This window comes from Pseudomonas sp. HMWF032 (genome assembly GCF_003060885.1).
In the GTDB taxonomy this organism is placed as follows: domain Bacteria; phylum Pseudomonadota; class Gammaproteobacteria; order Pseudomonadales; family Pseudomonadaceae; genus Aquipseudomonas.
The window spans coordinates 46,253-67,703 of sequence record NZ_QAIG01000005.1 but is presented as its reverse complement, the minus strand read 5'-3'; the positions used below and the strand labels follow the sequence as shown (position 1 = coordinate 67,703).

General features: G+C 63.3%; 18 protein-coding genes and 1 pseudogene. 11 read left to right on the top strand and 8 right to left on the bottom strand.

Annotated elements, in window-relative coordinates; translation table 11 throughout:
* Positions 1–1,209, top strand: a pseudogene (locus tag DBR00_RS03190) (aspartate ammonia-lyase); the annotation flags it as partial.
* A gap of 80 nt (positions 1,210–1,289) precedes the next feature.
* Here the strand turns inward: DBR00_RS03190 and DBR00_RS03185 are convergent.
* Positions 1,290–2,780, bottom strand: a complete 1,491-nt coding sequence (locus DBR00_RS03185; RefSeq protein ID WP_108487170.1) for a PLP-dependent aminotransferase family protein — start codon at positions 2,778–2,780, stop codon at positions 1,290–1,292.
* A gap of 90 nt (positions 2,781–2,870) precedes the next feature.
* On the opposite strand from DBR00_RS03185, the gene DBR00_RS03180 reads away from it, so the two are divergent.
* The 4 genes from DBR00_RS03180 (at position 2,871) to DBR00_RS03165 (ending at position 7,726) form a co-directional block, all read left to right on the top strand.
* Positions 2,871–3,503, top strand: a complete 633-nt coding sequence (locus tag DBR00_RS03180; protein WP_108487171.1) for an FMN-binding negative transcriptional regulator — start codon at positions 2,871–2,873, stop codon at positions 3,501–3,503.
* Positions 3,504–3,517: 14 nt separating this feature from the next.
* On the top strand, positions 3,518–3,961 hold the full coding sequence (locus tag DBR00_RS03175; protein ID WP_108487172.1) for a GNAT family N-acetyltransferase: 444 nt from the start codon (positions 3,518–3,520) through the stop codon (positions 3,959–3,961).
* Positions 3,962–3,975: 14 nt separating this feature from the next.
* The gene (locus tag DBR00_RS03170; RefSeq protein WP_108487173.1) at positions 3,976–4,656 is read left to right on the top strand and encodes a GNAT family N-acetyltransferase; all 681 of its coding nucleotides are present in this window, start codon (positions 3,976–3,978) and stop codon (positions 4,654–4,656) included.
* 166 nt (positions 4,657–4,822) lie between these two features.
* Positions 4,823–7,726 carry an autotransporter outer membrane beta-barrel domain-containing protein gene (locus tag DBR00_RS03165; protein ID WP_108487174.1) on the top strand — a complete coding sequence of 968 codons (2,904 nt, stop codon included), beginning with the start codon at positions 4,823–4,825 and terminating at the stop codon, positions 7,724–7,726.
* Between the two features lie 76 nt (positions 7,727–7,802).
* On the opposite strand, the gene DBR00_RS03160 is transcribed toward DBR00_RS03165, so the two are convergent.
* A complete protein-coding gene (locus DBR00_RS03160; protein ID WP_108487175.1) occupies positions 7,803–8,621 on the bottom strand; it encodes a helix-turn-helix transcriptional regulator in 819 nt (272 codons plus the stop codon).
* A gap of 176 nt (positions 8,622–8,797) precedes the next feature.
* On the opposite strand from DBR00_RS03160, the gene DBR00_RS03155 reads away from it, so the two are divergent.
* The 4 genes from DBR00_RS03155 to DBR00_RS03140 all read left to right on the top strand — a co-directional run bounded on the left by DBR00_RS03155 (position 8,798) and on the right by DBR00_RS03140 (position 13,360).
* On the top strand, positions 8,798–10,255 hold the full coding sequence (locus DBR00_RS03155; protein WP_108487176.1) for a sodium:alanine symporter family protein: 1,458 nt from the start codon (positions 8,798–8,800) through the stop codon (positions 10,253–10,255).
* Positions 10,256–10,334: 79 nt separating this feature from the next.
* The gene (locus DBR00_RS03150) at positions 10,335–11,321 is read left to right on the top strand and encodes an asparaginase (RefSeq protein ID WP_108487177.1); all 987 of its coding nucleotides are present in this window, start codon (positions 10,335–10,337) and stop codon (positions 11,319–11,321) included.
* Between the two features lie 58 nt (positions 11,322–11,379).
* A complete protein-coding gene (locus DBR00_RS03145; RefSeq protein WP_177479887.1) occupies positions 11,380–11,835 on the top strand; it encodes a GNAT family N-acetyltransferase in 456 nt (151 codons plus the stop codon).
* 169 nt (positions 11,836–12,004) lie between these two features.
* Positions 12,005–13,360, top strand: coding sequence for an 8-oxoguanine deaminase (locus tag DBR00_RS03140; RefSeq protein WP_108487178.1), 1,356 nt, complete (start codon positions 12,005–12,007; stop codon positions 13,358–13,360).
* 263 nt (positions 13,361–13,623) lie between these two features.
* Here DBR00_RS03140 and glsB read toward each other — a convergent pair whose 3' ends face one another.
* Positions 13,624–14,532, bottom strand: coding sequence for a glutaminase B (glsB, locus tag DBR00_RS03135; RefSeq protein WP_108487179.1), 909 nt, complete (start codon positions 14,530–14,532; stop codon positions 13,624–13,626).
* Positions 14,533–14,749: 217 nt separating this feature from the next.
* Here glsB and DBR00_RS03130 point away from each other — a divergent pair, with 217 nt between their 5' ends.
* Positions 14,750–15,145 (top strand): hypothetical protein, encoded by a 396-nt coding sequence (locus DBR00_RS03130; RefSeq protein ID WP_108487180.1) that lies wholly within the window; start codon positions 14,750–14,752, stop codon positions 15,143–15,145.
* Here the strand turns inward: DBR00_RS03130 and DBR00_RS03125 are convergent.
* The 4 genes from DBR00_RS03125 to DBR00_RS03110 form a co-directional block, all read right to left on the bottom strand.
* Positions 15,142–15,444, bottom strand: a complete 303-nt coding sequence (locus DBR00_RS03125) for a P-II family nitrogen regulator (protein ID WP_108487181.1) — start codon at positions 15,442–15,444, stop codon at positions 15,142–15,144. The two genes, DBR00_RS03130 and DBR00_RS03125, sit on opposite strands and share 4 nt — an antisense overlap.
* Before the next feature lies 1 nt (position 15,445).
* Positions 15,446–16,387 carry a sodium-dependent bicarbonate transport family permease gene (locus DBR00_RS03120; protein WP_108538013.1) on the bottom strand — a complete coding sequence of 314 codons (942 nt, stop codon included), beginning with the start codon at positions 16,385–16,387 and terminating at the stop codon, positions 15,446–15,448.
* Positions 16,388–16,832: 445 nt separating this feature from the next.
* On the bottom strand, positions 16,833–18,641 hold the full coding sequence (oadA, locus tag DBR00_RS03115; protein WP_108486752.1) for a sodium-extruding oxaloacetate decarboxylase subunit alpha: 1,809 nt from the start codon (positions 18,639–18,641) through the stop codon (positions 16,833–16,835).
* Between the two features lie 16 nt (positions 18,642–18,657).
* Positions 18,658–20,076, bottom strand: a complete 1,419-nt coding sequence (locus tag DBR00_RS03110; RefSeq protein WP_108486751.1) for an acetyl-CoA carboxylase biotin carboxylase subunit — start codon at positions 20,074–20,076, stop codon at positions 18,658–18,660.
* 189 nt (positions 20,077–20,265) lie between these two features.
* Between DBR00_RS03110 and DBR00_RS03105 the strand changes: the two genes are divergently transcribed.
* Entirely contained in the window at positions 20,266–21,228 is a 963-nt protein-coding gene (locus DBR00_RS03105; protein WP_108486754.1) for a LysR family transcriptional regulator, read from the top strand.
* On the opposite strand, the gene DBR00_RS03100 is transcribed toward DBR00_RS03105, so the two are convergent.
* Positions 21,170–21,394 (bottom strand): PA3496 family putative envelope integrity protein, encoded by a 225-nt coding sequence (locus DBR00_RS03100; RefSeq protein ID WP_108486750.1) that lies wholly within the window; start codon positions 21,392–21,394, stop codon positions 21,170–21,172. The genes DBR00_RS03105 and DBR00_RS03100 overlap by 59 nt on opposite strands.
* Positions 21,395–21,451: the final 57 nt, after the last annotated feature.

Sequence of the window (21,451 nt, the reverse complement as noted above, 5' to 3'; positions counted from 1 at the left end):
GCCAAACACACGGCGATCAGCACCGCCTGCGCCCGCATCATTCAGGGCGAGTTTCACGAGCAGTTCGTGGTCGACATGATTCAGGGCGGCGCGGGCACCTCGACCAACATGAACGCCAACGAAGTCATCGCCAACATCGCCCTTGAAGCCATGGGCTTCGAAAAAGGTGACTACAAGCAGCTGCACCCGAACAACGACGTGAACATGGCGCAGTCGACCAACGACGCCTACCCCACGGCCATTCGCCTCGGCCTGCTGCTCGGCCACGACAGCCTGCTCAACGCGCTGGACAAGCTGATTCAGTCGCTGTCGAAGAAGAGCCTGGAATTCAACCACGTCCTGAAGATGGGCCGCACCCAGTTGCAGGACGCCGTGCCCATGACCCTCGGTCAGGAATTCCGCGCCTTTGCCACCACCCTCGGTGAAGACCTGCAGCACCTCAAACTGCTCGCCCCGACCCTGCTCACCGAAGTGAACCTGGGCGGCACGGCGATTGGCACCGGCATCAACGCCGACCCGAAATACCAACACCTGGCGGTCGAACGCCTGAAAGTGATCAGCGGCCACCCCGTCAAACCGGCCGCTGACCTGATCGAAGCCACCAGCGACATGGGCGCATTCGTGCTCTTCTCCGGGATGCTCAAACGCACCGCGGTGAAACTGTCGAAGATCTGCAACGACCTGCGCCTGCTCTCCAGCGGCCCGCGCACCGGCATCAATGAAATCAACCTGCCCGCGCGCCAGCCCGGCAGCTCGATCATGCCCGGCAAGGTCAACCCGGTGATCCCGGAAGCGGTCAACCAAGTGGCCTTCGAAGTGATCGGCAACGACCTGGCGCTGACCATGGCCGCTGAAGGTGGCCAACTGCAGCTGAACGTGATGGAGCCGCTGATCGCCTACAAGATCTTCGACTCGATCCGCCTGCTCACCCGCGCCATGGATATGCTGCGCGAGCTGTGCATCGACGGCATCACCGCCAACGAAGCGCGCTGCCGTGAACTGATGGAAAACTCCATCGGCCTGATCACCGCCCTCAACCCCTACATCGGCTACGAGAACGCCACACGCATCGCCAAAGTGGCACTGGACAGCGGCCGTGGTGTGCTGGAGCTGGTGCGTGAAGAGCAGCTGCTGGACGACGCCACCCTGGCTGACATCCTGCGCCCGGAAAACATGATCGCCCCGCGCCTGGTACCCCTCAGCCAGTAAGCGAACCCCTGCGTAACAGGAGGCTCCCCTGCCTCCACTCCTCAAGGGATGGCCACGGCCATCCCTTTTTTTGCCTGACGTTAATGTGCATTCCAAACCTGGCGCAACACTGCCAACGCCTCATTAATCTGCGCCTCAGGCACCGCCGCAAACCCCAGCACCAGCCCGGCGCGCTGGCCTTCCGGCGTGGCGCTGTCGGGTAGCCAGTAGCTGCTAAGCGCCGTCATCTCCACGCCAACCCGCTCGGCGGCGCTGATCAGCTCGCGCTCGCGGGCCAGGCTGCTTACCCGCACACACAGGTGCAGCCCCGCTTCCACCACCGGCAGCGGCGCACAGCCCGGCACATCCGCAGGCCAGCCGGCCAACAGTGCATCGCGGCGGCTGCGGGCCGCCGTGCGCATGCGGCGGATATGCCGCTGGAAGTGCCCGGCGGCAATAAATTCGGCCATCACCGCCTGGGTGCCGATTTCCGAATGGCGCATATCCAGCGCGCGGCGTTGGGCAAAGGCTTCGGCCAGCGCCGGCGGCAATACCAGATAACCCAGACGCAACGCCGGAAAGGCAATTTTGCAAAAGGTGCCGACGTAGAGCACGCGGCCCTGGCGGTCGAGCGCCGCCAACGGTGCCAACGGCGTGCCGCTGTAGCGGTACTCACCGTCGTAGTCGTCTTCGATAATCAGGCCGTCATTGCGCTCGGCCCATTCCAATAATTGCAGACGCCGTGCCAGCGAGAGGGTGACGCCGGTCGGGTACTGGTGCGAGGGCGTCAGGTAAACCAGCCGGCACTCTTCAATCTGTTCCAACGCGGCAGTGTTCAGTCCTTCGCCATCCACCGCCACCCCGCACAGCTGCGCCCCGGCAATCGCCAGCGCATGGCCGGCGGCGCGGTAGCCAGGGTTCTCCACGGCCACCCGCGCGCCAGGGGTAACCAGCAGTTGCGCGCACAGGCTGATGGCCTGCTGCGCACCATTGGTCACCATAATCTGCGCCGGATCGCAGTGCAGGCCGCGACTGTTGCGCAGGTAGGCGGCGATCAACTCGCGCAATTGCCAATCGCCGGCCGGGTCGCCATAGCCCAGGCGTGTCGGCGATGGCTTGCGCCAGAAGCGCGCAGACAAGCGCGCCCAGGTCTCAAAGGGAAACAGGTCAAAGGCCGGCACACCGACGCGAAATGCGCGGGGTGCGCCGCTCAAGGGCGGATTCAGATGGTGCGTCTGCAACAGCTGCAAAGCGGCACTCTGCGGGCTGCCAGACGGCTGAGCCTGGACAGAGGGCGCGGGCGTTGGCCGCGTCGCCCCACTCAACTCGGCCACATAAGTGCCGGCACCGATGCGCCCCTCGATATAACCCTCGGCATACAGCTGATCGAAGGCGCGGGTCACGGTGTTGCGCGAGATACCCAGCAGGTTCGCCAGATCACGACTGGCCGGCAGGCGTGTACGGCGTTGCAGGCGACCATCGAGGATGCGTTCGCGCAGCGCCTGATACAGCTGGCGCGCCAGGCCGTGCTGTGGATCGAGGTGAATGCCGGACAGATCGACCGGTAGCGGCGCAGCGGGCGAAATGGCCATAACGATTGGCTCCATAAAAGTCGCAGAAAGTGGATCTTACAACAGACCAATACGCGGCCTAGCATGGCTCCATCAGCTCAGGAGCCCCCCATGTACACGCCCGCCGCCTTTCGCCAGGACGACCTCGCCACGCTGCACCAGCAGATGCGTGCCACGCGCCTGCCGACGCTGGTCAGCCACGGTAGCCAGGGCTTGCTCGCCAGCCACTTACCGCTGCTGCTGGAACCTGGCGAGGGCCAATACGGCACGCTGTACGGACACTTCGCCAGAGCCAACCCGCAGTGGCGTGATTTGGCTGAGGGCAGCCCGGCGCTGGTGATTTTCCAGGGGGCGGAGGCCTATATCAGCCCGTCCTGGTACGCCGCCAAGGCCGAGCACGGCAAGGTGGTGCCGACCTGGAACTACATCAGCGTGCAGGCCCATGGCCGCGCCGAAGTATTCGATGACGCCGAGCGCCTGCTGCAGCTGGTCAGCCGCCTCAGCGCGCTGCACGAAGCCGAGCGTCCGCAGCCCTGGGCGGTCAGCGATGCACCGCGCGACTACATCGACAGCATGCTGCGCGCGATTGTCGGCTTCGCCCTGCCCATCGAGCGTCTTGAAGGCAAATGGAAGCTCGGGCAAAACCGCAGCCAGGCCGACCAAACCGGCGTGCGCGAGGGCCTGCATGCCAGCCATGACCCACGCGACCGCGAACTGGCCGCACGCATAAACGACAGTCACTAACCCAAGGAAGAACCATGTCTATCGAAATCCGACCCATCACTCCCGCCGATCACGCCGCCTGGTTGCCGCTGTGGCAGGGCTATCTGCACTTTTACCAGAGCGCGTTGCCCGCCGAGGTCAGCGCCATGACCTGGCAGCGCTTTCTCGACCCGAGCGAGCCGACCCATGCCGCCCTCGCCTGGCGTGACGGCCAGGCCGTAGGGCTGGTGCAGTGGATCTTCCACCGCACTAATTGGTCGGTGGAGCACAGCTGCTACCTGCAGGATCTGTTTGTCGGTAGCGATCAGCGCGGCGGCGGCATCGGTCGGCTGCTGATCGAGCACGTCTATACACAGGCTCAGGCGGCCGGCTGCAGCCGCGTGCACTGGCTGACCCAGGAAACCAACTACCCCGGCCGTCAGCTCTACGACCGCATCGCCGAGCGCTCGGGCTTTATCCAATACCGCAAACAGTTCTGAACAGGAGCCGTAGCATGCCCCAGCAAACGCTACACGACTGGCAGTCCGTGCCCGTCCCGGCCCACGAGTCTCTGGACGGCCAGTATGTGCGTCTCGAACCGCTCGACCCGGCGCGCCATGGCGACGAGCTGTGGCAGGCGTTGCAAGGCCCGGACAGCGACCCGGTGCTTTGGGAGTACCTGCCCTACGGCCCATTCAGCGAACGTGCGGGGTTCGATGCCTGGCAGAGCGGTCATGCGGCCAGTCGCGACCCGCTGTTCTTCAGCGTGATCGACCTACGCCAGCAGCGCGCCGTCGGCCTGCTGAGTTTTCTGCGCATCACGCCCAAGGATGGCAGCATCGAGATTGGTCATATCGCTTTCGGTCGCGCCATGCAGCGCAGCCCAGCGTCGACCGAGGCGGTGTATCTGCTGGCCAAACTGGCGCTCGGCACGCTCGGCTACCGCCGCCTGGAATGGAAATGCAACGCCGACAATGCCCGTTCCATGCGAGCGGCTGAGCGCTTGGGCTTCCGCTACGAAGGACTGTTTCGCCAGCATATGGTGGTCAAGGGGCGTAACCGCGACACCGCCTGGTTTGCCATCCTCGACCGCGAATGGTCAGGCTGCGAGGCGGCCTTCCAGCGCTGGCTGGCGGCGGACAACTTCAGCGCCGACGGTGAGCAGAAGCGCCGTCTGGAGGAATGCAGGGACTGACAGACACCCTCGGCACGCGACGGAACCAGGGCGGCGAAAGCCGTGCCTGGTTGAGCGCACGACCAGAGCGTGGGCTTATTACTTATCAATAGTCTGTTATGAAGTCGTAATACTTTTTCCCTATAAACGGCGGCCAACCACCAATATCACAATCAAGGTTGCCGCCATGAACCGCACGCGTGCTCCGCTCGCCCACTGCATCGCCCTCGCCGTATGCGGCGTCACCTCCCTGGCCGGGGCCGCCACCGTCACGGTGGACAGTGCCACCACAACCGGTCAGGTACTCAGCGGAGAAACCACCCTGCAGGTCGACGGCACGGGCAGCATCACCACCAGCGGCAAGAGCGTGGAGCTGAAGAACGCCACCAGCGGCACCGGGGTGATCGTCGATAACCGCGGCCTGATCAAGTCCACTGGCGACCGCGGCCTCGACAGCTCGGGCAGCAACCCCGCACGCACATACCAGATCATCAACCGCGAAGGCGCCACCATCGACGCCGCCAAACAGGGCATCCGCATCAGCGGCAACCTGGCCGGCACCCGCGTGAGCATCGACAACGCCGGCACCCTCATCTCCCAGACCGACCGCGCGATCATGCTCAAGGACCTCAAGACCAATGTGCAGATCGACATCACCAACCGCGCCACCGGCCTGATACGCGGCGTGAAGGAAGACGCCATGCGCGTCGGCAACAACGCCACCATCATCAACCACGGCACCATCAGTAGCGGTGACATGAGCAACGCCGACGCCAAGTACGATGGCATCGACTTCGACGCCTCCAGCGGCGGCAAGGTGGAAAACCACGGCACCCTTTCCGGCGGCCGCCACGGCATCACCACCGATGTTGGCGCCGAGCTGATCAACCATGCCAGCGGCGTGGTGATCGGCCGCAATGGCTCGGGGTTCGGCTCCGATGGCAACGGCCGCGTTACCAACTACGGACGCATCAGCGGCGCTTACAACGGCCTGGTAGCGGACGGTGACGGCGATGGCGTGGACATCGATGGCGAAGGCTGGATCGACAACCACGGCATCATCGAAGGCACCGGCGCCGGCGGCTTCAAGGACGGCTCGGCCAACACCAGCGAAGGCATCGCCATGGGCGGCGGCACGATCTACAACCGCGCTGGCGCGACCATCAGCGGCGCGGCCAACGCCATCCTCATCGACGACAGCGCCACTGGCGGGGCACCCTACGCCACCTACCTGGAGAACGTCGGGCAGATCCTCGGTCTGGGCGGCGATGCCGTGCGCATCATCGGCGGGCAGAACGACACCGTGATCAACAGCGGCCTGATCAGCAGCACCGGCGGCGTGGCCCTGGATCTGGGCGGCGGCGCCGACAGCCTGACCCTGCGCAGTGGCAGCCAATTCGTCGGCCGGGTGGACGGCGGCGCGGGCCGCGATGTTCTGAGCCTGGATGACACCGCTGGCGGCAGCTTCGGCAACAGCGTCAACATTGAATGGCTAGCGGTCAAGGCCGGGCGCTGGACCCTCGACAGCCATGACTTCAGCGAAGGCGGACGTGTGCTCGCCGGTGCCGAGTTGGTAAACCTCGGTCGTATCGGCGGCACCCTCGATATCCACGCCGGCGGTACCTACGCCGGTGGCGGTCATGTCCATCACCTCAACCTGGCCGCCGGCTCCACCCTGGCCTTCGCTGTATCCGCCGATGGCAGCCACAGCCCGCTGCTGGCCGACGGCCACGTCGCCCTCGATGGCGCCCGCCTGGAGGTGCGCGCCAGCGCCGGCAGCTACCCGAACACCCGCCACTATCAGGTAATCCAGGCCGATGCTGGCGTCAGCGGTCGCTTCGCCAGCGTCACCAGCAATTTCGCCTTCCTCACCCCGACCCTGCGTTACGCCGCTGACAGCGTGGAGCTGGACCTGCACCGCAATGATGTCGCCTTCGCCGACGTGGCCGGCAATGGCAACGGCGCCAAGGTCGCCGGCAGCATCAGCGCCCAGGGCAGCCCGCAGCTCTATAACGCCCTGGTCACCCGCAGCACCGGCGAAGCCCGCGAGGCCTTGAACCAGCTGGCCGCGCCGAACAACGCCAGCCTGGCTGGCAGCACTCTGGGCAGCACAAGCCAGGTCAGCGGCGTCATGCTCGGTGCTATGCAATCTTTCAGCAGTGGTCTGGGCGGCAACCTGCAGAGTTCACGATTACTGGAGGATGGTCCGCTGCTGGCGGCCACGGGCGTGCCGACCGGAGCCCGCAATCTCAATGACCCTTCCGCACGCGGTCGGCTCTGGGTCCAGGCACTGGGTAGCCGCGGCCGCCTCGACGGCAGTCAGAGTGGCCACGACCTGGACAGCGAGTCTCGCGGCGCCATAGCCGGCGTGGATTGGGCTGTGGCTGGCGACTGGCGCCTGGGCGTGCTTGGCGGGTATTCACGTACCGATCTGGAAGCTGGCAGCGGTTTCAACGGTGATACCGACAGCATGCATCTGGGCGTCTACAGCCTGCGCCAAAGCGGCCCACTGGCTTTACGTCTGGGCGCGGCCTACAGCCTTCACGATGGTCAAAGCAAACGCGAAGTGGCCTTTGCCGGCTTCAGCGACCGCCTGCGTGGCCGCTATGATGCCGAGAGCTTCCAGGCCTTCAGCGAGCTGGGCTACGCCATGGGCAGTGGTAAGGTGCAGGCTGAACCCTTTGCCGCCCTGGGCTACCAGTACTATGCCCGCGACAGCTACGACGAAAAAGGCGGCGCCGCCGCACTGCAGGTGGATGACCAGGACCAAGGCAACCTCACCAGCACCTTCGGTGTGCGCCTGGCCCACCTCAACAGGCTGGCGAACGGCACGCCGTTCACCCCGTATCTATCAGCGGCCTGGCGCCACACCTACGGTAACGTCGACAGCACGACCCGCCAGTCCTTCCTCAGCGGCGGCAGCGCCTTCAGCGTCGAAGGCAGCGCCCTGGACCGCAACAGCCTGCTGCTCGATACCGGCGTCAACATCGACCTGAGCAGCACCCAAAGCCTCAGCATGGGTTACAGCGGCGAGTTGGGCAGCAACGCGCAGAACCACGCGATTGTCGCGCAATGGCAAATGGGGTTCTGACAGCAACAACGCGCCCCGCTGTGGTGATGGACCTGAGGGCTGCAGCTCACGCCATCACGCGGACCGGCCCAGTGACTCACTCGATCTCAAACAAGCCGTTCTTCAGCGGTGCGTCGGCCAGGCGCTGGCGCACGTCATCGTCGATCCGTGGATCGTCCGGGCGGTACAGGCGCACCTGGCGGTAGGCGCTGATGCGGTTGATCTCCGTGCCCAGGTATTCCCACACCACGCGGGTGCAGGCCGGGCTACGGCGGTCGCCGCTGGAGACGCCGGTTTTCAGGCCATTGAGGCGGGTGATGCGGCTCTTGTAGCTGGGGATGAGGATGGTCTGGCTCATCTCGTTGAGGGTCAGCGATTCATAGTCCATCAGAAACAACCGGTCCTGCAGCTGGAAGGCCGCGCCCAGGTAACGGCAGCGCACCCAGTCCTCACCCTGCACATCGGCACTGGCGGAACGTTCCTGACGTTCCTGGCGTTCGAAGAGAAAATCGCCGTCTTCTTCCCACAGCTGCACCAGCGACAGCAGCACGGTGCCCGGCACCGACATGCAGTTGGAGTACTCGAAGTAGTAACCGCAATAGCGCGACAGGTTGCCGGCATGCGCGCGCAACGGTTTGAGCAGTTCCAGCAGGGCGTCGCTGCGATTGCCCGCGAGCTGATCCGGTGTACGGGCGCCAATCAGGTCGGCGAACTGCTCGGCCGGCAGACTCAGTTCGTACGCCTCAACACCGAAGAAATCGCAGATACGCTTGAGGTTGTAGGCCGTCGGCCGGCTCTGTCCGCTGAGGTATTTGTTGAACTGGGCACGGTTGATCGCCAGCTTGCGGCACACCTCGGCGATGGACCGGTAGTGACTGCACAACAGCTTGAGATTGAGCCCTAGGCAGTCGGACATGGCGAATTTCCAGGTGATGCGAGCGACGCGATTCTAGCATCAACTCGCGTCAGATCGCCGCCACCCGCGAAATTGCACGGCAAGCGCCTCTGACCAACCATGCACCCCCTAGCCGCACAGGGCTGCTACCCAGTAGCCACTCCACCACTCGAACAATAAGAATCGAGGAACCTCCCATGCTTGAAGTACTCAACGACTTCCTGTCCGGAAAGCTGCTGATCGTCCTGATCGTCGGCCTCGGCAGTTACTTCACCATCCGCTCGCGTTTCGTCCAGTTCCGCCATTTCGGCCATATGTTCAGCGTGTTCAAGGACTCGATTCGCGGCAGCGCCGGCCAGCTCAGCTCGTTCCAGGCGCTGATGCTCAGCCTGGCTGGTCGCGTCGGTGCCGGTAACATCGCCGGGGTCGGCATCGCCGTGACCCTGGGTGGCCCAGGCGCAGTGTTCTGGATGTGGGTAACCGCGCTGGTCGGCATGTCCAGCAGCTTCTTCGAGTGCACCCTGGCACAGGTCTACAAGCGCGCCGATGGCGACGGCCTGTACCGCGGCGGCCCGGCCTACTACATCCAGCACGGCCTCAAGTTGCGCTGGATGGCGATGACCTTCGCCGTGCTGCTGCTGGTGACCTACGGCTTCGCATTCAACGGCCTGCAGTCGTTCACCGTGACCCATTCGCTGGAGAACGCCTTCGGCTTCCCGGTCGAGTACACCGGCATTGGCCTGGCCGTGCTGCTGGGCCTGGTGTTTATCGGCGGGATCAAGCGCATCGCGGCGGTCTCCGACCTGCTGGTGCCGGTCAAGACCCTGATCTACATCGCGGTCACCGTCTACGTCATCGCCATCCAGATCGAACACGTTCCCGGCATGCTGCTGACCATCGTCAAGAGTGCCTTCGGCCTCGAGCCGGCCTTTGCCGGCCTGCTCGGCAGCGCCATCGTGATGGGTGTGAAGCGTGGCGTGTTCGCCAACGAAGCCGGCCTCGGTAGTGCGCCGAACGTCGCCGCCGTGGCCTCGGTCAAACACCCGGTTGCGCAAGGTGTGGTGCAGGCGTTCAGCGTATTCCTCGACACCTTCGTGATCTGCACCTGCACCGCGCTGTTGATCCTGCTGTCGGGCTTCTATACACCGGGCTTCGAGGGCGATGGCATCGTCCTGACCCAGAACTCCCTGGCCGCAGTGGTCGGCGACTGGGGGCGTACCTTCATCAGCGTGGCACTGAGCCTGTTCGTGTTCACCTGCATCCTCTACAACTACTACCTCGGCGAGAACGCCCTGCAGTTCCTGGTCGGCCGCAGCAAGGCTGCACTGCTGACCTACCGCGGCCTGGTCCTGGCGCTGATCTGCTGGGGATCGATGCAGAACTTGGGCACAGTATTCGCCTTCGCCGACATCACCATGACCTGCCTGGCCTTCGTCAACCTGATCGCCCTGGCCATGCTACTCAAGGTCGGCCTGCGGGTGATGCGCGACTACGATGCACAGCGCAAGGCTGGGGTGAAAACCCCGGTGTTTGATGCCCGCCAGTTCGCCGATCTGGATCTGGACCCAGCCGCATGGCCCACCAATCCGCCGCGCAGCGAATATGCGGAACGTGCAGATCACGCTGAAATCGGCAACAGTGTGCATCAGCGCTAAGCGCCTGCATCGGTTGTGACAAACAGGGGGCTAGGCCCCCTGTTTTCTTATAAGAACAGTGAAAGTACGGAGACCCCTGATGGGTTCTAGCAATCTTCTGGTGCTCTACACCGGCGGCACCATCGGCATGCAGATGAGCGCGAATGGCCTGGCCCCTGCATCCGGCTTCGAAGCACGTCTGCGCGCCGAACAAAGCAGACAGTCCCTGGCATTGCCGCAATGGACCTTCCGCGAGCTGCTGCCGCCAATCGACAGCGCCAATATGAACCAGCACAACTGGCTGGCAATGGTCGCGGCGATTCGCGCCGGCATCGAGCAGGACGGCTGCGACGGCGTACTGCTGCTGCACGGTACCGACACCCTGGCCTACAGCGCCGCCGCCCTGAGCTTTCTGCTGCTGGGTCTGCCGGTGCCGGTAATCCTCAGCGGTTCGATGCTGCCGGCCGGCGCCGAGGGCAGCGATGCCTGGGGCAACCTGTTCGGCGCCATGCGCGCGCTGCAAGCGGGCGTCGCGCACGGTGTGCACCTGTATTTCAACGGTGCGCTGCTGCACGGCGCACGGGTCAGCAAACTGCGCAGCGATGCCTTCGACGCCTTTCACGTGCTGCCGCGTCAGCGCCAGAGCGCCCGCGCCGAGAGCATCCCGGCGACTATCGATTACCGCCAGACGCGACAACCGGTCAATCTGGCCGTACTGCCGTTTTACCCCGGTATCCAGGCAAACCACGTGCGCGCCCTGCTGGACAGCGGCGTGCAAGGCCTGCTGCTGGAGTGCTATGGCAGCGGCACAGGCCCGTCAGACAACGCTGAACTGCTCGATGTGCTCAAGGCCGCCCATGCACGTGGCGTGGTGCTGGCGGCGATCAGCCAGTGCCCGCACGGCCATGTCGAATTCGGCGTGTATGCCGCCGGCAGTCAACTGGCCAGCGCCGGGCTGATTTCCGCCGGCGGCATGACCCGCGAAGCGGCGCTGGGCAAGCTGTTCGCCCTGCTCGGTGTGGGCCTGAGCCAGGCCGAAGTCGAACACTGGTTCGCCCTGGATGTCTGTGGTGAACGCGCCGATTGAAGCTTGGGCCCTTACGGCTAGGCTGTAAGGGTTTTACCCAGCCAAGGAGAGTGTCGCCATGCCCGTTCGCATCCCCGTCGAGATCCGCCCTGTGACTGCCGCCGATCATGCGGTCTGGCTGCCGCTGTGGCAGGGCTATCAACGGTTCTATATGACCGAGATCGCCACAGCGACCAGCGACACCACCTGGCAGCGCTTTCTCGATCCGGCCGAACCGATGCACGCCGCGCTGGCCTGGCACGAAGGCCAGCCGATCGGTTTGGTGCACTGGATCTACCATCGATCGACTTGGACCACCGGCGACTACTGCTACCTGCAGGACCTGTTTATCGGCAAGGACGTGCGCAGCAACGGTGCCGGGCGCCAGCTAATCGAATACGTCTACCAGCAGGCCAAACAGCACGGCTGTTCACGGGTGCACTGGCTGACCCATGAGAGCAACGCCAAGGCCATGCTGCTGTATGAGCGCATCGCCGAGCGCTCGGGGTTTGTGCAGTACCGCAAGCTATTCTAAGCACTGACCTCGTGGTCAGAAATTCTGCCATGCGCTCTTGCCGCAGGCAGATTACGGCGCTATCTTTTGCGCCACGCCCGGCCACCTGCGCCGGCCGCGCACCTGGATCAGCAGACAGGGTAAACACTGAGCTGGCTAACCTGAACCCCACTTCAGAGGAGCCAACTCAATGGCTGCTACACGTATCTGGATCAAAAACCCCCTCGCCATCTTCACTGCCAACAACCTCGACGCTGCCGGCGGCTTGGTGATTGAAGACGGTGTGATCAGCGAACTGCTCAACGTCGGCCAGCAGCCGAGCCAACCCTGCACTCGCACCTTCGATGCCCGCGAGCATGTGGTGCTGCCGGGCCTGATCAACACCCACCACCACTTCTATCAAACCCTCACCCGCGCCTGGGGTCCGGTGGTCAACCAGCCATTGTTTCCCTGGCTGAAAACCCTGTACCCGGTATGGGCCCGCCTGACGCCCGAGAAGCTCGCCCTGGCCAGTAAAGTAGCCCTGGCCGAACTGCTGCTGTCCGGTTGCAGCACCGCGGCGGATCACCATTACCTGTTCCCCGGCGGCCTGGAAAACGCCATCGATGTACAGGTCGAAGCCGTGCGCGAACTGGGCATGCGCGCCATGCTCACCCGTGGTTCGATGAGCCTGGGCGAGGCCGATGGCGGCCTGCCGCCGCAGCAGACCGTGCAACAGGGCGAAGTGATCCTGGCCGACAGCCAGCGCTTGATCCAGGACTACCACCAGCGCGGCGACGGCGCGCAGATCCAGATCGCCCTGGCACCCTGCTCACCGTTCTCGGTAACCCAGGAAATCATGCGCCAGAGCGCCGAACTGGCCGAGGAGCTGGACGTACGCCTGCACACCCACCTGGCGGAAACCCTCGATGAAGAGGACTTCTGCCTGCAGCGCTTCGGCTTGCGCACCGTGGACTATCTGGACAGCGTCGGCTGGCTCAGCTCACGCACCTGGCTGGCGCATGGCATCCACTTCAACCCGGACGAAATTGCGCGCCTGGGCCAGGCCGGCACCGGTATCTGCCACTGCCCAAGCTCGAACATGCGCCTGGCCTCGGGCATCTGCCCGACCCTTGAACTGGAAGCGGCCGGCGCACCGATCGGCCTCGGCGTGGATGGTTCGGCGTCCAACGATGCCTCGAACATGATCCTCGAAGCGCGTCAGGCTTTGTATATCCAGCGCCTGCGCTACGGCGCCGAAAAAATCACCCCGGAATTGGTACTGGGCTGGGCCAGCAAGGGTTCGGCCAAGCTGCTGGGTCGCAGCGATATTGGCGAGCTGGCCGTGGGCAAGCAGGCCGACCTGGCCTTCTTCAAACTGGATGAGCTGCGCTTCTCCGGCAGCCACGACCCGATTTCCGCGCTGCTGCTGTGCGGCGCCGACAAGGCCGACCGGATGATGATCGGCGGCCAGTGGCGGGTGATTGACGGCCAGATCGAAGGCCTGGATGTGGCCAAGCTGATCGCCGATCACCGCCAGGCGGCGAAGGAGCTGATTGCCGGGTAAAACGCGTAGTCGGCTAATCCACGACACCCAGGGCGGGTTTACGATCTCGCGAGCTAGAGTGAGACAAGGCGCTACGTAGTAACAGCCTCCGGCTGGTCAAAGCAGCCGAGGAAGCGGACTGGGCTCGCACGCGAGTTTACGACTGTAAATGAGCATGACTCGCTTCACTCGCCCTTCGGGTCGTGCTGAAGCGCGTTAGCCGCAAGCGGCTTCCGAGGCTGTTTTTAACGCAGTATCACCGACGCGCAACAGATCGTGACGCGCTAGAACACCGACCAGCCGATCCGCTCACTCAGCAGCTCCAGGGCCTTGATCCCGGCCAGGGAGTTGCCGGCGGCGTTCAGCTCCGGTGACCACACGCACACGCTGAAACGCCCCGGCACCACGGCGACAATACCGCCGCCAACACCACTCTTGCCCGGCAGGCCGACGCGGTAGGCGAAGTTGCCTGCCTCGTCATACAGGCCGCTGGTGGCCATGATTGCGTTGACCTGCTTGCTCTGCCGCGCACTGAGGATCTGTTGACCGCTGTGCTTGCAGAAGCCATCGTTGGCCAGAAAACAGAAGGCCCGCGCCAGGTCGACGCAGCTCATGCGCAGCGCGCAGTAGCTGAAATAGCTGCGCAGCACCGCTTCCACATCATTGTGAAAATTGCCGAAGGACTGCATCAGGTAGGCGGCCGCCGCGTTGCGCGCACGGTACTGGTATTCCGACTCAGCCACGTGCCGGTCCACCACCACCTCGGGATTGCCGGCCAAACGGCGCACGAAGTCGCGCATCGACAGCACCGGCGCGGCAAAGCGCGACTGATTGATGTCGCAGATCACCAGGGCGCCGGCATTGATAAATGGATTGCGCGGCTTGCCACGCTCGAACTCCAGCTGCACCAGCGAGTTGAAGGGTTGGCCGGACGGCTCATGGCCCAGACGCTGCCAGATGGACTCGCCGGAATGCTGAATCGCCTGCACCAGGCTGAACACCTTGGAAATGCTCTGCACCGAGAACGGCGTATGCGCATCACCGGCGCAGTAAAGCTCGCCGTCGTTGCTGTACACCGCGATGCCCAGCTGGTTGGCCGGCACATCGGCCAGCGCCGGGATGTAATCGGCCACTTTCCCTTGCCCGATCAGCGGGCGGACTTGATCAATAATTTCATTCAACAGCGCTTGCATGCTCAGGCCCTTAGCGGCGCCCAGACGCCCGGGCTCTGTGGCTAGACGCTGGCGGCAAGACGCTGATCACAGCCGGGGCCGGAATACTTTTCAGGAACACCCCCGGCACAGGCAAACCCGATCAAAACTGGGTATATTGCGCGCCCGCGCAGCTGGCCAATGGCCAGATTGACGCCTGCTCGTGAATGTTCACGGATGACCATAAGGATCGACACGCATGTCCGCACTCCGCTTCAGCACCCTGTTACTTATCGCCCTAGCCTGTGCAGGCTGCTCCACCGGCGCCTGGTTCAAACTGCCGGAAAACAGCACCCTGGTGATCAACGAACGACCGGCGAAGAACAACCAGGGGCTTGTCCGCAGCCGTCCCTTCTCCTGGGGCGCTAGCGCAGGTATTCCCTACCGTATCGAAGACAATCAGGCCAATACCATTCGCTCTGGCAAATTGAAGAGCCGTTTCCGAGTGGCCTCGATCTTTTGGCCACCAGTCGGCATCGCTTACTGGCCAATGGGTTTCGGCCAACGCTGCTTTGATCTGACCGGCGAAGCACCGCAGACCTGCACCTATCAAGACCTGCTGGAACTGCGCACCGCCCATCGCCTGCGCCGCTAAAACTTTTCCGGGCGCAGCACTTCCACTTGGGCCAGGTAGCAGACCATGGCGTAGTTGGCGTAGTAGCGCGCCTGCAGATGGCCGGCGATACGCCCGGCGACATCGCGGGTGCAGATGATTTCCACGCGGATATTGCCTTCGGTGTCCCAGCCGGCGCTGCGCACGCCTCGGCCACCCCGGCCACGGGCATCGGAGATGGTCCAACCCGGCGCGCCGAGCTGTTCCAGGTCAGCCACCAGCTTTTTCTCCAGCGCGGCTTCGCAGATCACGGTAAGCAGGGTGCGGATATGCGCGTCCATTTCAGAGCCCCCAGGCCATCAGCTGTTCGGCCAGCATCAGGTACAACGGGATGCCGACGATGATATTGAAGGGAAAGGTGATGCCCAGCGACGCCGTCAGCGACAGCGACGGGTTGGCTTCGGGCAAGGCCAGACGCAAGGCCGCCGGTACGGCGATATAAGACGCCGACGCCGCCAGCGTAGCCAGCACCGCCGTACCGCCGAGGCTGAGGCCCATAAAGCGGCCGAGCAATGCGCCGATCAGCGCCCCCAGCAGTGGCATCAGCAGGGCAAAGCCAAGCAGGCGCAGGCCAAACTGCCTGAGCGAGCCGAGTTGACCGGAGGCAATCAGCCCCATCTCCAGCAGAAACAGCGCCAGCACCGGCTTGAACATGCTGGTGTAGAACGGCTCCAGCGGCTTGATCGCCTCCTTGCCGGCAATCGCACCGATGATCAGGCCACCGAGCAGCAGCATGATGCTTTTGCCGAGAAAGATCTCCCGACCCAACTCGCCCCAGTCGGTGTCACGGGCAATGCCCTTGGCCAGCAGGATGCCGACCAGAATCGCCGGGATTTCCAGAATGGCGACAAACAGTGGCATGTAGCTTTCGAATTCGATGCCCTTGGCCAGCATATACGCCACTACCACGGCGAACGTACCGGCGCTGACCGAACCATAGTGCGCCGCCACTGCCGCGGCGTTGACCCGGTCGAAGCCCAGGCCACGCAGCACAGCAAAGGCCAGCAGCGGCAGCGCCACACCCAGGCCTAGCACCCAGGCCGCCTGCCCGAGCAACTGCCAACTGGCCTGCTCGGCCAACTCCACACCACCGTGCAGACCAATGGCCAGCAGCAGAATGATCGAGAGGGTTTCATACAACGCTGGCGGCAGTTTCAACTCACTTCTCAGCAGACCCGCCAACAGGCCGAAAACAAAGAACAGCACCACCGGATCCAGACTCACCGCGCATTGCTCCTGTATTGAACTGCCATTAAGACGCTTGCCGCGTCACATCTGCTCGAATAAAAGGTCATGCCCCCACCACGCGTTGTGCTGATACCCGCAGTTTTGCACAGTTTCCTGCCGAGAACAGCAGAACCCTGCACAGCGGGGCATAACCGAAAAAAGGAGCCGTACGGCTCTTAGGGGACTCAGGCACTAAGCACCCAGGCAACGTCTGCTGCGCGTCGGCCCTGCTGCGTTGAAAGCAGGCTCGGATGCTCATGTACAACTCGTACACGCCGCGTCCTCGCCTGCTTTCGCCTTGCATGACTCTAGCTCGCGAGACTTGCCCATGCACTTGGCCTAAAAACCCATGCCGGCGCCGCTAAACGCAGCGTCGGTGGTGTAAAAAGAAGCCCCAAAAAAACCATTCAAATGCCTGTTCAAACAGCCGGGGCTTCCGAGGTTAACCTTCGATCTCCACCAGTACGTCTCCCGGGTTGACCCGGTCGCCCTTGGTCACATGTACCGCCGTCACGGTGCCGGCAATTGGCGCCTGCACTTCGGTTTCCATCTTCATGGCTTCGCTGATCAGCACCGCCTGACCTGCCTTGACCGTGTCACCGACCTTGACCAGCACATCGACGATATTACCCGGCATGCTGGTGCTGACATCGCCCGGCGCACTGGCCTGTTTGCGTTTGCCACCGCTGCCCGCAACGAAGTCATTGAGCGGCTCGAACACCACTTCTTCCGGCATGCCGTCAATCGACAGGTAGAAGTGGCGCTTGCCGTCACTCTTCACGCCGACACCGGTGATGTCGACGCGGTAGCTTTCGCCGTGTACATCCACCACGAATTCGGTCGGTACACCTTCACCACCGGCTGGGGCCACACCGCCGGCTTCCGGAATCGGCAGCAGCACTTCCGGCGTCAGGGTGCCGGCAGCGCGTTCCTCGAGGAACTTGCGCCCGATATCCGGGAACATGGCGTAGGTCAGCACATCTTCTTCGGACTTGGCCAGGCTGCCGATTTCCTCGCGCAGTTTGGCCATCTCCGGCTTGATCAGGTCGGCCGGGCGTACTTCGATGACTTCTTCGCTGCCAATCGCCTGCTTGCGCAGTTGCTCATTGACCTTGCCCGGCGCCAGGCCGTAGCGGCCCTGCAGGTAGAGTTTCACCTCGTTGGTGATGGTCTTGTAACGCTCGCCGGCGAGGACGTTGAACACCGCCTGGGTGCCGACAATCTGCGAAGTCGGCGTGACCAGCGGCGGGAAGCCGAGGTCTTCACGCACCCGCGGAATCTCCGCAAACACTTCGTTGATGCGATTCAGCGCGCCCTGCTCTTTGAGCTGGTTGGCCAGGTTGGACATCATCCCGCCCGGCACCTGGTTGACCTGCACGCGGGTGTCCACGGCGGTGAACTCGCTTTCGAACTGGTGGTACTTCTTGCGCACCGCATGGAAGTACAGGCCGATCTCCTGAATCAACGCCAGATCCAGCCCGGTGTCGTAGGGGCTGCCCTTGAGTGCGGCGACCATCGACTCGGTGCCCGGATGGCTGGTGCCCCAGGCAAAGCTGGAGATGGCGGTGTCGATATGGTCAGCACCGGCTTCAATCGCCTTGAGCTGGCACATCGAGCCCATGCCGGCGGTGTCATGGCTGTGGATAAACACCGGCAGGTCGACTTCCGCTTTCAATGCCCGCACTAAATCAGCGGTGGCATATGGCGTCAGCAGGCCAGCCATGTCCTTGATCGCGATGGAGTCGATGCCCATGGCCTGCATGGCCTTGGCCTGCTTCACGAACGCCTCGACGGTGTGCACCGGGCTGGTGGTGTAGGCAATGGTGCCCTGGGCATGTTTGCCGGCAGCCTTCACCGCTTCGATGGACACACGCAGGTTACGCACGTCGTTCATCGCATCAAAGATGCGGAACACGTCGATGCCATTGACGGCGGCTTTGGCCACAAAGGCGCGCACCACGTCATCGCTGTAATGGCGATAACCAAGCAGGTTCTGCCCGCGCAACAGCATCTGCAGGCGGGTGTTGGGCAGGCCGGCTTTGAGCTTGCGCAGACGCTCCCAGGGGTCTTCCTTGAGGAAGCGCACACAGGCATCGAAGGTCGCGCCGCCCCAGACTTCCAGCGACCAGTAACCAACCTGGTCAAGCTTGGCGCAGATCGGCAGCATGTCATCCAGGCGCATGCGCGTGGCGATGATCGACTGGTGGGCATCGCGCAGGATGGTATCGGTGATGGTGATCTTCTTGTTCATGGTCTGATTCCTTCCCCTACAGGCCGGCGTGGGCAGCAATGGCGGTGGCGATGGCGATGGCCAGGTGCGACGGGTTGCGCTTGATCGAGTATTCGGTCAACTCCGGGTGAGACTCGACGAAACTGGTGTTGAACTGGCCGCTGCGAAATTCCGGGTTACGCAGGATTTCCTGGTAATAGGCGGCGGTGGTTTTCACCCCCTGCACACGCATGTCATCCAGGGCGCGCAGGCCGCGCGCCAGCGCCTCTTCCCAGGTCAGCGCCCAGACCACCAGCTTCAGGCACATGGAGTCGTAGTAAGGCGGAATGGTGTAGCCGGTGTAGATCGCCGTGTCGGTGCGCACGCCGGGGCCACCGGGGGCGTAGTAGCGGGTGATCTTGCCGAACGAGGGCAGGAAGTTGTTCTTCGGGTCCTCGGCATTGATGCGGAACTGCAGGGCATAACCACGGTGGATGATGTCTTCCTGCTTGACCGACAGCTCCAGGCCGGCGGCGATGCGAATCTGCTCGCGGACGATATCGATGCCGGTGATTTCCTCGGTGATGGTGTGTTCCACCTGCACCCGGGTGTTCATCTCCATAAAGTACAGCTCGCCATCCTCGGCCAGCAGAAACTCCACGGTACCGGCGTTCTCATAACCGACGGCCTTGGCCGCGCGCACCGACAGGTCGCCGATGTAGGCACGCTGCTCAGGCGTCAGCTGCGGGCTGGGGGCGATTTCGATCAGTTTCTGGTTACGCCGCTGGATCGAGCAGTCGCGCTCGAACAGGTGCACGGTGTTGCCGAAGCTGTCGGCGAGAACCTGCGCCTCAATGTGCTTGGGATTGACGATGCATTTTTCCAGAAACACTTCGGCGCGACCGAAGGCCTTGGTCGCCTCGGAGATCACCCGGGGGTAGGCCTGCTCCAGTTCATCGCGGCTGTTGCAGCGGCGGATACCGCGACCGCCACCGCCGTTGGTGGCCTTGAGCATCACCGGGTAGCCGATGCGGTCACCTTCGCGCAGTGCCTCGGCGATATCCGCCACGTTGCCTTCGGTGCCGGGAGTGCAGGGCACACCGGCGGCGATCATGCTGCGCCGCGCTTCGGTCTTATCGCCCATGCGCCGGATCACTTCCGCCGAAGGGCCGATGAACTTGATCCCGCGCTCGGCGCAGATTTCCGCCAGTTCGGCGTTCTCGGAGAGGAAGCCATAACCGGGGTGCAACGCATCACAACCGGTTTCCACCGCCAGATTGACCAGCTTGCGCGGGTTCAGATAACCGGCCAACGGCTCTTCACCGATGCTGTGGGCTTCGTCAGCGCGTTTGACGTGCAACGCATGGCGATCGGCATCGGAATATACCGCCACCGAGCGAATGCCCATTTCGGCACAGGCCCGCACGATGCGCACGGCAATCTCACCGCGGTTGGCTATCAGGATTTTCTTGATCACGAGCCAGCATCCTCGATCACGTGAGCAGGCAACCGACAAAACCGGTCGACGTGTGACCACAGCTGTAGAAGCGGTCAGGCGCTCACGCTACGCCGGCTTGGTGATTAACCAAAATCAATAATTATTGGGCTAGGCATTAGCTAAAGCTTATAGTTGGAACTGCCCGACTCCGAAAAACAGGTAATAAGCGTGCGTAAGTCTCTGTTGCGTATGACATTTCGTCAGATTCAGGTATTCCGCTCGGTGTGCAGCCACCTCTCCTACAGCCGCGCGGCAGAGGAAATGGCCCTGACCCAGCCGGCGGTCAGCCTGCAGATTCGCCAGCTGGAGGAGCTGATCGGCCAGCCGCTGTTCGACTATGTCGGTAAAAAGCTCTACCTGACCGAAGCGGCCGAAGCCCTGCTGCGCGCCAGTGCGGATATATTCGGCCGCTTGGAAAGCCTTGATATGCAGCTCGCTGACCTGCAAGGCTCGCTGCAGGGGCAACTGAGCCTGGCCATCGAATCCAGCGCCAAGTACTTCGCTCCCCACCTGTTCGCCGCTTTTCGTCAGCAATACCCAGAAGTCAACTTACAGCTGGTGGTCACCAATCACAGCCAGGCGCTCAAGCGTCTGAACGCCAACCGCGATGACCTGCTGATCATGTCACGCGTGCCGACGGACATGAATCTGGAGTTTCTGCCCTTCCTGAATAACCCGATCATCGCCGTGGCACCGCCCGATCACCCGCTGTGCACGCAGGGTCCGCTGAGCCTGCAGGACCTCACCGCATTTCCGCTGCTGATCCGCGAAGCCGGCTCTGGCACACGCCAGGCCTGTGAGGAGTATTGCCACCAGAAGCGCGCGCACTTTGCGCAAACCCTGGAAGTCGGCTCCATGGAAAGCCAGTGCGAAGGTGTCATCGCCGGCCTCGGCCTGGCTTTGCTGCCACGCCACGCCGTGCGCCGCGAGCTGGAATGCGGCGCCTTGCGCGAACTGCCGGTGGCCGAGCTGCCGCTGCTGCGCAGCTGGTGCCTGGTACACCCGCGCAGCAAATACCTGTCACCGGTGGCCCAGGCGTTTTTCGCCTTTGTGCGCGATCAACGCAGCCTGATCAACGCCCTGGCTGAACGCTTTGCCGCGCCAATGCCTGCTTGCCCGCCAGGTAGTTGACCGCAATCAGCTCCGGATAATCCGCCAGCTGCTGTTGCAACTGGCGCTGCTCGGCATAGCTCTCAATGGCGCGGCGGTACTCCATACGGCGCTGATCCAACAGCTTGCGCCGGGCTTTGGCGTCGCTGCTTTCACGAGATTGCGGTTGATCCAGATAGCCAGACATAGGGGCAACTCCCAAGCTGAATAAGGGAGTACCAGCATCGGCTGCCTAGATGACGCT

Bases quoted from the DNA above. Each gene is read 5' to 3' on its own strand.
- DBR00_RS03185 (WP_108487170.1), bottom strand. From the start codon at position 2,780: ATGGCCATTTCGCCCGCTGCGCCGCTACCGGTCGATCTGTCCGGCATT.
- DBR00_RS03180 (WP_108487171.1), top strand. From the start codon at position 2,871: ATGTACACGCCCGCCGCCTTTCGCCAGGACGACCTCGCCACGCTGCAC.
- DBR00_RS03175 (WP_108487172.1), top strand. From the start codon at position 3,518: ATGTCTATCGAAATCCGACCCATCACTCCCGCCGATCACGCCGCCTGG.
- DBR00_RS03170 (WP_108487173.1), top strand. From the start codon at position 3,976: ATGCCCCAGCAAACGCTACACGACTGGCAGTCCGTGCCCGTCCCGGCC.
- DBR00_RS03165 (WP_108487174.1), top strand. From the start codon at position 4,823: ATGAACCGCACGCGTGCTCCGCTCGCCCACTGCATCGCCCTCGCCGTA.
- DBR00_RS03160 (WP_108487175.1), bottom strand. From the start codon at position 8,621: ATGTCCGACTGCCTAGGGCTCAATCTCAAGCTGTTGTGCAGTCACTAC.
- DBR00_RS03155 (WP_108487176.1), top strand. From the start codon at position 8,798: ATGCTTGAAGTACTCAACGACTTCCTGTCCGGAAAGCTGCTGATCGTC.
- DBR00_RS03150 (WP_108487177.1), top strand. From the start codon at position 10,335: ATGGGTTCTAGCAATCTTCTGGTGCTCTACACCGGCGGCACCATCGGC.
- DBR00_RS03145 (WP_177479887.1), top strand. From the start codon at position 11,380: ATGCCCGTTCGCATCCCCGTCGAGATCCGCCCTGTGACTGCCGCCGAT.
- DBR00_RS03140 (WP_108487178.1), top strand. From the start codon at position 12,005: ATGGCTGCTACACGTATCTGGATCAAAAACCCCCTCGCCATCTTCACT.
- glsB (WP_108487179.1), bottom strand. From the start codon at position 14,532: ATGCAAGCGCTGTTGAATGAAATTATTGATCAAGTCCGCCCGCTGATC.
- DBR00_RS03130 (WP_108487180.1), top strand. From the start codon at position 14,750: ATGTCCGCACTCCGCTTCAGCACCCTGTTACTTATCGCCCTAGCCTGT.
- DBR00_RS03125 (WP_108487181.1), bottom strand. From the start codon at position 15,444: ATGGACGCGCATATCCGCACCCTGCTTACCGTGATCTGCGAAGCCGCG.
- oadA (WP_108486752.1), bottom strand. From the start codon at position 18,641: ATGAACAAGAAGATCACCATCACCGATACCATCCTGCGCGATGCCCAC.
- DBR00_RS03100 (WP_108486750.1), bottom strand. From the start codon at position 21,394: ATGTCTGGCTATCTGGATCAACCGCAATCTCGTGAAAGCAGCGACGCC.